This is a genomic window from Eisenbergiella sp. OF01-20, assembly GCF_003478085.1.
In the GTDB taxonomy this organism is placed as follows: Bacteria; Bacillota; Clostridia; order Lachnospirales; family Lachnospiraceae; genus Eisenbergiella.
On the sequence record NZ_QUES01000016.1, the window covers coordinates 1 to 13969 of the forward strand.

The following is a 13969-nucleotide window of genomic DNA, read 5'->3' on the forward strand; positions in this document are numbered from 1 at the left end:
AGGCCGCACAGGGAAGCAGGGGCAGGTGACGCCGGACTTTTTTATCTACACCCGTTTTTCTGAAATAAAATTGCCGGTGGCTGCATATCATGTTATACTAAAAGATAGCAGGCCGGGCACAAAAGGCCTGACGGGGACGTCTGTTCCTTGTCGGGCTTTTTTTACGCCTGGTTCCAAAAGGTTAATGTGCCGGGGGCACGGAACAGGAGTATGCATGAAATTAACTTTTATCGGAGCGGACCATGAAGTGACGGGCAGCTGCCATTATCTGGAAGCTGCGCAGAAGCACATTCTGGTGGACAGAGGTATGGAGCAGGGAATAAATCCCTTTGATAATGCAGAACTTCCGGTACAGGAGGCGATGCTTGATTATGTGTTTCTGACACATGCCCATGTGGATCATTCCGGCATGCTTCCCCAGCTGTATGCCAGGGGTTTCCGGGGAAAGATCTATGCCACACGGGCGACCGTACAGCTGTGTGATATTATGTTGCGTGACTGCGCGCATATCCAGCAGCAGGAGACGGAATGGAAGAACCGTAAGGCCAAAAGGCATTCCGGGACCCAAAAGCACGAGCCGCCTTATACGATGGAAGATGCCGAGGGGACAATTGGGCTGCTGGTACCTTGTGAGTACGGGGAAATGATAGAGGTTTGTGAGGGGATTCGGATCCGTTTTACGGATATCGGGCATTTGCTGGGATCTTCCAGTATAGAAATATGGGCGAAGGAGAAGGGGTTTCAGAGAAAATTATGCTTTTCCGGGGATATCGGAAACAAGAACCAGCCGTTAATACGGGATCCCCAGCCTACGGCACAGGCCGACTATGTTATTATGGAATCCACCTACGGAGACCGGCTGCACAGCACGGAGAGGCCGGATTATATTGCCGGCCTGGCTGGGGTGATCCAGGAAACCTTTGACAGGGGAGGCAATGTGGTGATTCCTTCCTTTGCCGTGGGAAGAACCCAGGAGATCCTGTATTTCCTGCGTAAGATCAAGGAAGAGGGCCTGGTGGTGAATCATGGCAGGTTCCCGGTTTATGTGGATAGCCCTCTTGCCGTGGAGGCCACGGAAATTTTTGAAAAAAATATTCATGACTGCTTTGACGAGGAGGCGATGGATCTGGTGCGCCGGGGAATCAATCCTATATCCTTCCCCGGGCTGCGTCTGTCCATTACCAGCGACGAATCGAAGGCAATTAATTTTGATGATACGCCGAAGGTAATTATTTCCGCTTCCGGCATGTGTGAGGCGGGGCGTATCAAGCATCATCTGAAGCACAACCTTTGGCGGGAGGAATGTACGATTCTTTTTGTGGGCTACCAGTCAGTGGGTACTCTTGGGCGGAGTATTCTGGAGGGCGCTGCGGAAGTGAAGCTTTTCGGGGAAACCGTGGATGTGCGCGCCCGGATCATGGCCTTCCAGGGACTGAGCGGCCATGCGGATAAGAACGGGCTGATTGAATGGCTGGAAAACTTTCAGGAAAAGCCCCGCAAGGTTTTTATTGTGCATGGAGAGGATACGGTCTGCACCTCTTTTGCGGAATGCCTGAAACAGGAGCATGGGTATGATACTTATGCGCCCTTCAGCGGCACCCGTTTTGACCTTATCAACAATGTCTTAGAATACGAAGCCGCACCCAGGGCGAAGGAAAAGAAAGCCAAAGCGGCTGTGGTGAACAGTGTATATGCCCGTCTGGAGGCAGCAGGACAGCGTCTGCTGGCGGTTATCCGCGGTGCAAAAGGGATGGCAAATAAGGATATGGGCAAGCTGGCGGATCAGATTAACGCGCTTTGCGATAAGTGGCAGTAAGGAACTTCTTGGTGCGGTTCCTGAGAATAAGAACAGGAGAGAAAAAGCAATATGAGTTTGGCTGATGTGACATTTATTCAGATGTGTAAGGATATACTGGAAAACGGAACGAGTACGGAAGGGGAAAAAGTGCGTCCCAAATGGCCGGACGGTACGCCGGCCTATACGATAAAGAAATTCGGCGTGGTGAACCGCTACGATCTTTCCCGGGAATTCCCGTTGCTGACTCTGCGCAGGACGGCACTGAAATCGGCTGCGGATGAGATTCTGTGGATATGGCAGCAAAAATCCAATAATATCCATGATCTGCACAGCCATATCTGGGATGAATGGGCGGACGGGGACGGATCCATCGGAAAGGCCTACGGCTATCAGCTGGGGGTAAAGCATCAGTATAAGGAAGGGATGATGGATCAGGTGGATCGGGTGATCTATGATTTAAAGAACAATCCTTTCAGCAGACGGATTATGACCAATATTTATGTGCATCAGGATCTGCATGAAATGAACCTGTATCCCTGTGCCTACAGCATGACCTTTAATGTGACCCAGAAAAAAGGGGAGGAGAAGCTGACTCTCAACGCCGTTCTCAACCAGCGTTCCCAGGATGTGCTGGCAGCCAATAACTGGAATGTGGTACAGTATTCGGTTCTGCTCCATATGCTGGCCCAGGTATGCGATATGCAGGTGGGGGAACTGGTGCATGTGATTGCGGATGCCCATATTTACGACAGGCATATTCCCATCATCCGGGAGCTGATTGCAAGGCAGCCCTATCCGGCTCCCAAATTCAGCCTGAACCCGGATGTGAAGGATTTTTACCAGTTTACCAGAAATGATGTTATGGTGCAGGATTATGTTACGGGAGAACAGATAAAGGATATTCCCATTGCCATCTGACGGAAAGGGGTGGTAACAGGCCGGACAGGTCTGCCCGGACAGTTGCATGCGGATATGGAGAGGAGCAAAATTATGAATATTATTGTTGCTGTGGATGAAAACTGGGCTATCGGATGCAGAGGGGATCTGCTTGTGCGGATACCTGCGGATCACAAAATGTTCCGGAACGAGACTTTGGGAAAAGTAGTGGTACTGGGCAGGAAAACTATGGATACCTTCCCGGGGGGACTGCCTCTCCAGGGCAGGACAAACATCGTCCTCACACGGAATCCGGATTACAGGGTGAAGGATGCGGTGGCGGTACATTCGGTGGAGGAGCTTCTTGAAGAAGTGAAAAAGTACGATTCCCGGGATGTGTATGTGATCGGAGGGGACAGCGTATACCGGCTGCTGCTTCCTTATTGTGATACGGCCCATGTGACCAGAATTGACAGGGCCTATGAGGCAGACGCATATTTCCCCAACCTGGAGGAAGACGGAGAGTGGGAAATAACGGCCGACAGCGAAGAGCAGACCTATTTCGATACTACCTATCACTTTGTAAAATATGAGAGAAAAAAGACAATGTGACAGAATAGAACAGATACGAAAAAAGAGGACTATATAACAGGTCTGCGCAGGAAATGCACAGACCGTAAGAAGGGATACGGGAACTTCACTTGCATAGGCTTTTTTGCCGGGCAAGGAGTTCCTGTATCCCTTTTTTCACTCATAAATCTCAATGATCACTTTCTCTGCCAGGAACTCCTTCCCGTCAAAGTATCCCTGCGCTTCCAGTCCGGTCCTTTCGCTTAATGTTCCATCCGTACCGCCTTCCTGGCCCGGCAGCGATGCGTCCTCTGCATTGGTTCCGTCTGACTGGCTCGTCGGTAAAGAAGCAGTGCTGCTGTTCTCCGCCGGCTGCTTACTGCCGCATCCTGCTGCCGCTGTCATCATAAGTGCCAGAACGGCTGCCGCCAACATGAATTTCTTATTCATTTCCAACTCCCTCTCTTTTCTGTCATAATCTGTATTCCCGCGGGCAATGAGCCGGATATATTCGCCTGCACGTAGATCCGGCGGCTGCCGTTTGGGTGCTGTGTACCGGAGCGAAAACCAAATACCCGCGGACTTTAGTCTGCTGCAGGTTATTTGGCTTTCCGCCGGGCTTTATCTGCATTATACGCAAGGAGCCTCTAAATCATCTCTAAGCGGCGCGGCGGCTGTTACCGGTGTTATGTTGTCAATTATAAAAAAGGAAAATTAACGCTTCCCTAACAGCCCTCTTTATATTATAATGTTTTTGTGCGCCGGCACAAAGAGAACGGGCCGGTGATGCGGTGAGGCAGTAAAGTGCCCGCCGGACAAGAGAAAAAAGTGGAAACAGCAAAAGAGGGATATGTATGGAAAGAAAAGTAGGAACCATATCAAGAGGAATCCGTTGTCCTATCATCCGCGAAGGGGATAATCTGGCTGACATCGTGGTAACCAGTGTGCTGGAGGCGGCGGAAAGTGAAGGATTTGAACTCAGAGACAGGGATGTGATTTCCGTAACGGAATCTATCGTCGCAAGGGCACAGGGAAATTATGCACCCGTTACAGCAATCGCAAAGGATGTGAAGGATAAGCTGGGCGGAGAAACGATAGGCGTCATTTTCCCTATTCTTTCCAGAAACCGTTTTGCCATCTGCCTGCGCGGCATTGCCATGGGGGCGAAGAAGGTGGTGCTGATGCTGAGCTATCCCAGCGATGAGGTGGGAAATGAACTGGTTTCCCTGGATCAGCTGGATGCGGCGGGAGTGAACCCTTACAGTGATGTGCTGACACTGGAAAAATACAGGGAGCTGTTCGGTGAGAATAAGCATCCTTTTACCGGTGTGGACTATGTGGCTTATTACAGCGGCTTAATCCGGGAATCCGGTGCGGAAGTGGAAGTGATTTTTGCGAATAACCCGAGAGAAATCTTGCATTATACAAGGAATGTGCTCACCTGTGATATCCACAGCAGGGCACGTACCAAGCGGATATTGAAGGAGAGCGGCGCACAGGCGGTATGCGGCCTGGACGATATCCTTAACGAATCCGTGGACGGAAGCGGCTGCAATGAGAAATACGGGCTGCTTGGTTCCAATAAATCCACAGAGGACACCATTAAGCTGTTCCCCAGGGATTGTACGGAGCTGGTGTTGGATATCCAGGCCCAGATTCTGGATAAGACCGGTAAACATGTGGAAGTTATGGTATACGGCGACGGCGCTTTCAAGGATCCGGTAGGAAAGATCTGGGAGCTGGCCGACCCCTGTGTTGCTGTGGCAAATACGGAAGGGCTGGAAGGAACCCCTAACGAAGTGAAGCTGAAATACCTGGCGGACAATGATTTCAAGGAGCTGTCCGGCGAGGCGTTAAAGGAAGCGATTTCCTCCAGAATCAAAGGAAAGAAGGATAATCTGGTGGGAGATATGGCGTCCCAGGGAACGACACCCAGAAGGCTTACGGATTTAATCGGATCGCTGTGCGATTTGACCAGCGGATCCGGTGATAAGGGGACTCCCGTTATTCTGGTGCAGGGATATTTTGATAACTTCACGGATTAATGAAATCTATAATGTGTATTTTCCTTCCTGAGGGATAGGATTCAGAAAGGCGTTGGCTTATTTTTAACAGGCCGGCGCCTTTTTCATGGAATAAAGTGATGGTAATTCTATATCTTACCAAATCCATTTTCTACTTATACATAGTAATAATTTGGAAAAGGGATTATAGTATAAGTAACGAAAAATTTAATGGGGGACAGCAATGCGGAAAAGTATGAATGTTTTAAAATGCGGATTATGTGTAGTTCTTGTTAATGCTATCTTACTTGCAGGATGCGGTGTGGATTCGGACAAAAAAGAGGGATCCATTGACGTGAGTGAACCGGAAGCGGTGGAAGAGAGCATACAACAGCCGTCAAATATGGAAACGGAAACGGGGACGGAAGAATCAGGCATTGCCGCCGCTGTTATGGAAACCGAAGAAAAAGAAGATACCCATAATTTGGAAATTCTTCAGAAAATGAAAGAATGCAATGAAAATGGTGAATATCTGGAAGCGGTGAAGGCTGTCCGGGATATGGATAAGGATGGTGAATTATCACCGAAAGTAATTGCCTTGAGAAATGAGATTATAAGGGGAAATGAGGAATATTTTGCGACCCAGGTTGACGCAGCCTTTGAGAACAGAGATTATTTTCTGATAGAAACTTTAATGAATTTTTTCGAAATAGATAAAGAACAAAGGTCGGAATATAATTTCGTAAAGAAAATGCAGGGAGAATATGTTCTTTTGGATAAACCAGACAGTGATATCTGCGTGGTTATCGATGGATATGAGATTCAGGAAAATGATGAGAAAACCATGTTTTCCTATAAAAAAGTAAAGCCTTTAGAAGGTGTTGACTATGTGGAAGGCAGATTATCCATGGATAATGGTGCCGAAGTTGAAGAAGTAAACGTGGGGGTAATTGCAATTACCCATGAGAATGGTACCGTTATGAAGTACGTATCGGCTTTAGGACTGGAAAATCTGGATAGAATAGAAGCCAGAGAACGTGAAGAAAAGGAAAGCGAAAGGCAAAAAGAAAGGGAGTATCTGGCCAATGAACCCAGCATTGGTATGACGAAAGATGAAGTGAAACGTTCAAATTGGGGAAGTCCGAAGGAAATTAACAAAACCACTTATGCATGGGGCATTACTGAACAGTGGGTTTATTCTGGCAATAGGTATATTTATTTTGAAGAGGGTGTTGTTACCGCCATCAGCGAATAGAATAGCGGACCATCCCTGCAGACAATATAAAAAGCACGAGGTCCTTTCTGCGTAATCGATCGGAAAGGATCCCGTGCTTTGTTTCGTTTTTCCATCCGTATACACCGGGCTGCTATTCACCTGGAGAAATATTTGTCATTCGAAAATAGCATAAATGGTAGAAATTGCAATGTTTCCAGGAAAATGCGCTTAGAATTTTGCAATAAAAAGCGGTACCATGACAGAAGAAGCAGGCAGGACAGGTGAGATCCGGGTAAGCCCGGGCGGGAGAAAGAAGGAGGAAACGCGATGGGATTGGACATCAAAATCACCAGGGATACCATATGGATGAAGAGGCCGTCATCCTGGTGGCATGATATGTACCGGGAAGGACTGGTGAGCGGGAACGGCATCAACGGCGCCAATTTTTACGGAGGAAGCGGAGAACAGACCGTGTTGCTCGGCAGGCACGATCTGTGGCATGGAGGGCGGAAGGATGAACTGCCGGATGTGCATGAGGCGCTTGCACAAACCCGCCGGGACATGGAGGAAGGCAGGTGGACGCAGGCCAGCTGGGTGCTGTCGGACCGGCTGAAGGAGAAGGGATACGAATCCCGGCTGGAGGCGCCGCTTCCCCTTGCGGATATCAGGGTGTCCATACGGCCTCTGGGGAGTTTTTCCGGCTACCGGAGAGCGGTGCAGATGGACAGCGCAGAGGTTTCCAGCCGGTGGACATCGAAAGAAACGGTTTTCCGGTGTGACGGGTTTGTGTCCAGGGCTGATGATGTCATCTGTCTCAGGTATCGGGCTTCCGGTCCTGTACTGGACGTAAAACTGGGTATGGATATGCATGTCCAGCCCGGAAAAGAGCTGCCGGAAAGCTGCCGCCATATTGTGGAAACCAGGGAGAGCAGGACAGACGGCAACCGGATTTTCTATTCGGCTGCGGATGAGGAAGGAAATTATTACGGAGCCGTATTAAGGGTAAGCAGGACAGAAAGAATGCAGGAGGGGAAGCTGGAAGAGTGGTACGGCTGTCTGCGGATAACGGGGGCGGAGGAAATCCAGGTTCTTGTAAAGACCTTTGCAAAGAAAAAAAGCAGGGAAGAGGGGCTGGCAGAGGCCCTTGCGCGGCTGGAGGAGACTGCGGGGGATTATGAGCAGCTTCTGGAACGGCATAAGGAACTGCACGCGAAGCTGTATCACAGTGCGGGCTTTTGTACGGATGGATACGTTGGGCGCTGCAGCGAGTCGCTTCTGGAGGAGGCCTTTGATGGGGAACAGCCGGCGGAACTGATGGAAAAGCTGTGGAAATACGGCAGGTATCTGTTCCTTTGCGGAGGACATCCGGAGAGCAATCCGTTCCCGCTATACGGCCTTTGGTGCGGGGATTATGAACCTATGTGGCCCCATAATATGGCAAATGAAAACCTGCAGATGATTTACTGGCATTGTTTTGCCGGCAATCTCCTGCCCATGCATCATTCCGTATTCCGTTATTATAATGAGAGGCTGGAAAGCTTCCGGCAGAATGCCGGACGGCTGTACGGCTGCCGGGGCATCTATATGACGGCAGGAACCACTCCCGGTGTGGCGTCCCCTACCCAGGTGGTGCCGGTCATTATGAACTGGGTGGGTGCCGCCGGCTGGCTGGCCGCCCATTATTATAAATATCTGGAATATGAAAAAGAGGATGTGCGGGCCTTTACGGAAGAAATCTATCCGTTCCTGGATGAAACCGCCCGATTTTATGAGGATTTCATCACTTTCTATCCGGACGGAAGAATCAAGCTTTATCCCAGCGTTTCTCCGGAAAATACGCCGCAGAATTTCATGCCGCCGCCGGACAGGATTGTGCCCCATCCCATGCCTACCACCATCAATTCCACCATTGATCTGGCTATTGTCAGAGAATTTTTTACCCATATGCTTTTGCTGGCGGAGCGCATGGAGAAAAAGGAGCTGCCGGATCAGGGGATCGGCGGGGAACGAAAGAAAACATGGAAACGGATACTGGACGCCATTCCCCCGTATGCCGTCAACGGGGAAGGCGCCGTGCGGGAATGGCAGGAGGCGTTGTTCGAGGATCGGTATGATCACAGGCACTTATCCCATATTTATCCTGTTTTTCCGGGGGAGGAAATCAATTCCGTACTGCAGCCGGAGCTGATGGGGGCTTTCCGGAAGGCGGTGGCGCTGCGGCGGATCGAAGCCCAGACCGGATGGTCCATGGCGCATATGGCCGCCATTTATGCCAGGTTTGACCAGGGAGAGGAAGCGGCGGCATGTCTGGACAACATGGCAAAAGCCTGTCTGCTTCCCAACTTTTTTACCCTGCATAACGATTACCGGGGCATGGGGATTACCATGGATATGGATCCGGCCCCCATACAGCTGGATGCGGCGGAGGGGTATGTGAATGCGGTACAGGAAATGCTTCTTTTTGCCTCCGGGGATCTGCTGAAGCTGCTGCCGGCCCTTCCCAGGCGGCTGGAGAAAGGGGAGATCCACAATTTCCGTTTCCCGGACGGTACTCTGTCGATGGCGTGGGATGCCGGAAAAGGAGCGCTGCGGGCAGAGCTTGCCATGTGCAGAAAAACAAGCCTGCTTCTGAGCATACCGGCCAGGTTTGAAGGGGTGCGGTCCTCCGGTACCGGGGCAGAGCTGCTTCCCGGAAAACCGCAGAATGATTTTCTGGTGTACCGTCTGGTTTCCGATGGGCCGGGAAGTCGGATCCGGTTGGAAACGGGAGCACATAGCGGGTCATAAAATTGCCATTTATCCCGGTACATGGTAAAATATATACCGGCAGGATCCGGGCGGATAAGAGAATTTAAGGTTCTCTGTCTGCGGAAAGAAACGGGAATGGGTACATCCACAGATAATGAGGGGAAGTAAGGTGGCATATGAAAATCTCTTTCAGGGAACGGCGCGGCGGAAAATATCAAAACCGTATATTCGTCCTTTTATTGCTGATGGCGTCGGTGCCATTGCTGATCGCGGGGGTTATCTCATATAAAATTTATATGGATGAGGTGACCAAGCAGACCGATTTGTCCATGGAAGCTATCGAGACGCAGATATACAACGATGTGGAGGTAGTCCTTTCCTCTATCCGGCAGTATTATCTGGAAAACTCCTCCTCGGAGGAAATGGAATGGCTGATGACGACGGACAGCATTCCCTACAGGGAATACAGCAATTTATACGATGCGCAGAAGATGCTGAAGGGTCCTACTTATATCGATGATTACGTGGGGAAATATGCGTTTATCAATCTCGATAAAGGGTGGATACTTACCAACAACGGTATGTACCGCCTGGATTCGGTTAAAAACGAAGGGCAGGTACAGGATTTTCTGGAGAAAACCGGTGAGAATTACTCCAGCCTGTTCTGGTGCAACAATATAGAGGAGCTTTCCCCCTACAACAACGGGGTAATCAAGAGCGACACGCTGGATGTGTCGGGCTTTTTGCTGGTGATGAAGCTGCCGGGAAGCATAAGGCGGATGGAGCAGGTGGTGATGGTGGGCCTGAATCTGACGAAGCTGGAACAGCAGCTCCATAAAAGCCTGGCCGGGTACGAGTTATGCGTGCTTGACTATGACGGGAATCCTCTGTTTGCTTCCGACGACGGCCTGGAAGCCTATTGTTCCGCCAATTTGGAGCAGCTGCAGAGCGGAAATGCTATCCGCAGTGTACCGCTTGCCAAAAATGTGGACTACCGCATCCGGGTGAGGGAGATATCCCCCAACGGCATGATATATGTCCTGGGTTATGACCTTGGCAATGTGAGGGAAGGGGCGGGGAGGATCCTGTCCGTATCCCTGATTATAACGGGGATCCTGGTAGTGCTGTTTCTGCTCAGCTGGATCCTTTCGGCTATTTTGTACCGGCCTGTCAGGAATCTGAAGGAATATGTGACCCAGGTGACCGGAAGCGGGGAACAGGAGCAGGATGAGTTCACTGCGATCCGGGAAAATGTGGTGCAGCTGGTGGATACCAAGGACAGCCTGCAGCTTATGGTGCAGCAGCAGGAAAAAATGCTGGTGGAGCAGTTTTTACTGCGGGCGATCCGGGGAGGGATGACGCCGGAAGCGATGAGCAGCTTCCAGGAGCAGTTCCGCCTCCCGAAGGCCAGATGGTACCGTCTGCTGGCCGTTATGTGTATGCTGGAGGGGGAAACCAACGAGGAAAGCGAGCTGGAAACCGAGGCCCTGAGCATAACGGCGGCCAAGAAAATACCGGAGGAAATAAATGCGCTGCTGACGGCACCTGTATTCAGCATGAACGGGCAGATACTTCTTGTGATCGGTGCGGACGGTGAGGAGGAGCTGCAGGAGCGGACGCGTGAGATACATAGCGGCCTGACGGCATTTTTTGAAAAGGAATTCGGCTGTGCCATAATATCCGGGGTAAGCCAGCCCTTCCCAAGGCTGAAATATCTGCGCACCGCTTATAATGAATGTATGGAAACGCTGCGGAATACCGGGAAGCAGCATACGGATCACAGCGATATCACTTTTTATGAGGATATTACCCGCAATGACGGTATTATCAGCGGGTACGATTTTGTGATCGAAAATTCCATGACGAAGGCGGTGAATGACGGAAACGGGGAGGAAGCGGCCCAGCTGGTGGACAAATTTGTAAACAGCCTGTATAACAGGGAGATCGCCAGCCATGACAGGAGCTTTTTCCTGCACAGGCTGGTGGTTTCCGTGCTGTCGGTGCTGTCGGATGCGGGACTGTCCTCCAACCAGGTATTCAAGGAACGGTCGGAGGATGTTTTTTCCAAAATAAATGATATCTGTGAAAGTGATAAGCTCAAATCCTATCTGAACCGGCGCATTATCCAGCCGGCGGTGGAAGCGCTCAGGCAGTACCGCTATCATGCATCCTCCGATATTCTGCGCAGCATAATGGAGATTGTGGAGGAGACGCGCGGGGATATCACCCTGACGGAGTGTGCGGACAGGCTGAATTACCATCCCAGCTATATCTGGAAGGTGCTGAAGGCGGAACGGAATATGACCTTTACGGATCTGGTGAATCTGGAAAAGCTGAATGCCGCAAAAGAGCTGCTGCTGCATTCGGACTGTTCCATTTCGGAAATCGCGGAGCAGCTTAACTATGCCAACACCCAGAATTTTATCCGCTTTTTCAGCAAATATGAAAATACCACGCCCGGCCGTTTCCGAAAGGAGCATCGGCAGGAGTAGAGGCGGGAGAAGTTGCGTACCGGCATAAAAACTTGGGCCGCCGGGAATAATCATTTTCTTAAAATCTGCAAAAAGATTTGGATTATCCTGGAAAAAGCGGCGGAAACATATTGATTATTGACGAGGGGAAAGGGCATGGAATGCCCCGGGATACGGGGATTCCGGCTCTTTTTTTTGCGTCTTGGGATTGGAAAGATATTCCTCATTGAAAATCGTGTTTTTGTATCTTATTATGACCACAACGGGCAGCGGTGAGCTTATATGCATACGGAGAGATCCCCTTGCAGCGCTGCCGGAATAGTAAAATAAGGAGGGCTTTTCGTGAGCGGACTAAAAAGCAAAGCAGCCGTTCCTGCCGCCGGGAGAAAGAAGGAATCCTTCTGGCATTTTGTGGCGGCGCATAAGTGGCTGTACATTTTGTTACTACCGGGCGTGCTTTATATGCTGGTATTTAATTACCTGCCTATGTTTGGTATTGTGATTGCATTCCAGGATTTCAGACCCTTCAGTGCGGACACGGCCATCGGCGCCTATCTGACCAGCGAATGGGTGGGACTGGCAAATTTCAGAAAGTTTTTTACCGGGTATGATTTTTTCATGCTTCTTAAAAATACGCTTTCTATTTCCATACTGAGTCTGGTTTTCTTTTTCCCGGCACCTATCCTGCTGGCGCTTTTGTTAAATGAAATCAGGAGCCAGGGATACAAGCGGGTGACGCAGACGCTGGTTTACATTCCCCATTTTATTTCCCTTGTTATTGTGGCTACGCTGACCCAGCAGCTGTTCAGTACTACGGACGGCATTGTATACAAGATCATGGAGAATATTTTGGGACGGGGAAACGCGCCGGATATCCTGGCGACTCCCAAGTATTTTTACAGTCTTATCGTGGGACAGAATATATGGAAGGAAACAGGATACGGAACCATTATTTTCCTGGCGGCTCTTGCGGGTGTGGATATGGAGCTGTATGAGGCGGCCCGGATCGACGGGGCAGGACGCTGGAGGCTGATGTGGCATATTACCCTGCCGGCTATCCGGGGAACCATTGTTATCATGCTGATCCTGAAGGTGGGTTCCATATTGAACACCGGCTATGAACAGATTTTCCTGATGCAGAATGACCTGAACTATACGGCGTCAGAGGTGTTTGATACGTATATTTACAACAAGGGCATTAAGCTGGCCCAGTATTCCATGGCAACGGCAGCCGGCGTGTTTAAGTCCGTGGTAAGCCTAATCATGGTGCTGGCAGCCAATAAGATAGCCAAGCTGTGCGGCGAATCCGGTTTTTATTAATAGGAGGGATAAAATGTCAAGAGTGCGTGAAGGCTCTACGATCAAGAGAAGTCCGGGCGACCAGGCCGTGCAGGTTCTCATTTACCTGTTTGTAGGCGTGTGTGCGGTGGTTACGGTCCTGCCTTTCCTTTATGTGCTGGCAGGCTCCTTCGCTACGGAAAGGGAACTGACAGAACGGGCGTTTTTCATTATTCCCACGGAATTTTCATTAAACGCCTATAAATACATAATCCGGACCGGCGATGTTTTTAAAGGTCTGAAAAATTCCGTCGTGGTAACGGTGATCGGAACGGCGATAAACATGCTGTTTACCACCACGCTGGCTTATCCCCTTTCCCGGGCCTACCTGAGGGGGCGGAGCTTTTTTATCAATATGGTAATCATTACAATGCTGTTTTCCGGCGGTATGGTTCCCAGCTATCTGGTGGTGAGCGGGCTGGGGCTGACCAATACCTACTGGTCCCTGTGGCTGCCGGGCGCCATAAGTGCGTTCAATATGATCATTATCAAGAACTATTTCCAGGGGATTCCCAAGGAACTGGAGGAGGCGGCCCGGGTGGACGGCTGTTCGGATCTGGGAATATTCCTGAAGATCATCCTTCCGCTGTCCAAGCCCACGATCGCTTCCGTATCCCTGTTTTACGCGGTAGGCCACTGGAATTCCTATTTCAGCGCCATGCTGTATATCAGTGACAGAAGCAAGGAAGTGGTGCAGATCGCTTTAAGGAGGATCATATTCCTTGCCGGCGGCATCAATACCGACGGAACCCCCATTGATTGGGGCGCGATGGGCCAGCCGCCGGAAAAAGCGGTGAAAATGGCCACGACGGTGGTGGCTACGGTTCCGATATTGATTATCTATCCGTTTGTCCAGAAGTATTTTACCAAAGGTGTTATGGTCGGCGCCGTAAAGGGCTGATTAGACATAAACAGAAACAGCCAAACAAATGTATGGTATTTAAGGGAG

Annotated in this window: 10 protein-coding genes; 9 read left to right on the forward strand and 1 reads right to left on the reverse strand. The window is 50.3% G+C overall.

From position 1 onward, the window contains the following. Nucleotides 1-214 precede the first annotated feature (214 nt). The 3 genes from DXA36_RS17935 (at nt 215) to DXA36_RS17945 (ending at nt 3286) form a co-directional block, all read left to right on the forward strand. The gene (locus DXA36_RS17935; RefSeq protein ID WP_118680952.1) at nt 215-1816 is read left to right on the forward strand and encodes an MBL fold metallo-hydrolase RNA specificity domain-containing protein; all 1602 of its coding nucleotides are present in this window, start codon (nt 215-217) and stop codon (nt 1814-1816) included. A 51-nt stretch (nt 1817-1867) separates the two neighbouring features. Further along, nucleotides 1868-2716, forward strand: coding sequence for a thymidylate synthase (gene thyA, locus DXA36_RS17940; RefSeq protein WP_118680862.1), 849 nt, complete (start codon nt 1868-1870; stop codon nt 2714-2716). Nucleotides 2717-2788: 72 nt separating this feature from the next. Further along, nucleotides 2789-3286 carry a dihydrofolate reductase gene (locus tag DXA36_RS17945; protein WP_118680953.1) on the forward strand — a complete coding sequence of 166 codons (498 nt, stop codon included), beginning with the start codon at nt 2789-2791 and terminating at the stop codon, nt 3284-3286. 135 nt (nt 3287-3421) lie between these two features. On the opposite strand, the gene DXA36_RS17950 is transcribed toward DXA36_RS17945, so the two are convergent. After that, complete coding sequence (locus tag DXA36_RS17950) at nt 3422-3694, reverse strand: hypothetical protein (RefSeq protein WP_118680863.1); 273 nt, start codon at nt 3692-3694, stop codon at nt 3422-3424. A gap of 404 nt (nt 3695-4098) precedes the next feature. Between DXA36_RS17950 and DXA36_RS17955 the strand changes: the two genes are divergently transcribed. The 6 genes from DXA36_RS17955 to DXA36_RS17980 all read left to right on the forward strand — a co-directional run bounded on the left by DXA36_RS17955 (nt 4099) and on the right by DXA36_RS17980 (nt 13921). Beyond that, nucleotides 4099-5289, forward strand: coding sequence for a coenzyme F420-0:L-glutamate ligase (locus tag DXA36_RS17955; RefSeq protein WP_118680864.1), 1191 nt, complete (start codon nt 4099-4101; stop codon nt 5287-5289). 214 nt (nt 5290-5503) lie between these two features. After that, entirely contained in the window at nt 5504-6502 is a 999-nt protein-coding gene (locus DXA36_RS17960) for a hypothetical protein (protein WP_147366614.1), read from the forward strand. Nucleotides 6503-6790: 288 nt separating this feature from the next. Continuing rightward, on the forward strand, nt 6791-9250 hold the full coding sequence (locus DXA36_RS17965) for a glycosyl hydrolase family 95 catalytic domain-containing protein (protein WP_118680866.1): 2460 nt from the start codon (nt 6791-6793) through the stop codon (nt 9248-9250). A gap of 137 nt (nt 9251-9387) precedes the next feature. Beyond that, nucleotides 9388-11703: a helix-turn-helix transcriptional regulator gene (locus DXA36_RS17970; protein ID WP_118680867.1), complete on the forward strand. Its 2316-nt coding sequence runs from the start codon at nt 9388-9390 to the stop codon at nt 11701-11703. A gap of 321 nt (nt 11704-12024) precedes the next feature. Continuing rightward, nucleotides 12025-13002, forward strand: coding sequence for an ABC transporter permease (locus tag DXA36_RS17975; RefSeq protein ID WP_118680868.1), 978 nt, complete (start codon nt 12025-12027; stop codon nt 13000-13002). A gap of 13 nt (nt 13003-13015) precedes the next feature. Next, nucleotides 13016-13921, forward strand: coding sequence for a carbohydrate ABC transporter permease (locus DXA36_RS17980; protein ID WP_118680869.1), 906 nt, complete (start codon nt 13016-13018; stop codon nt 13919-13921). The last annotated feature ends 48 nt before the right edge of the window (nt 13922-13969 follow it).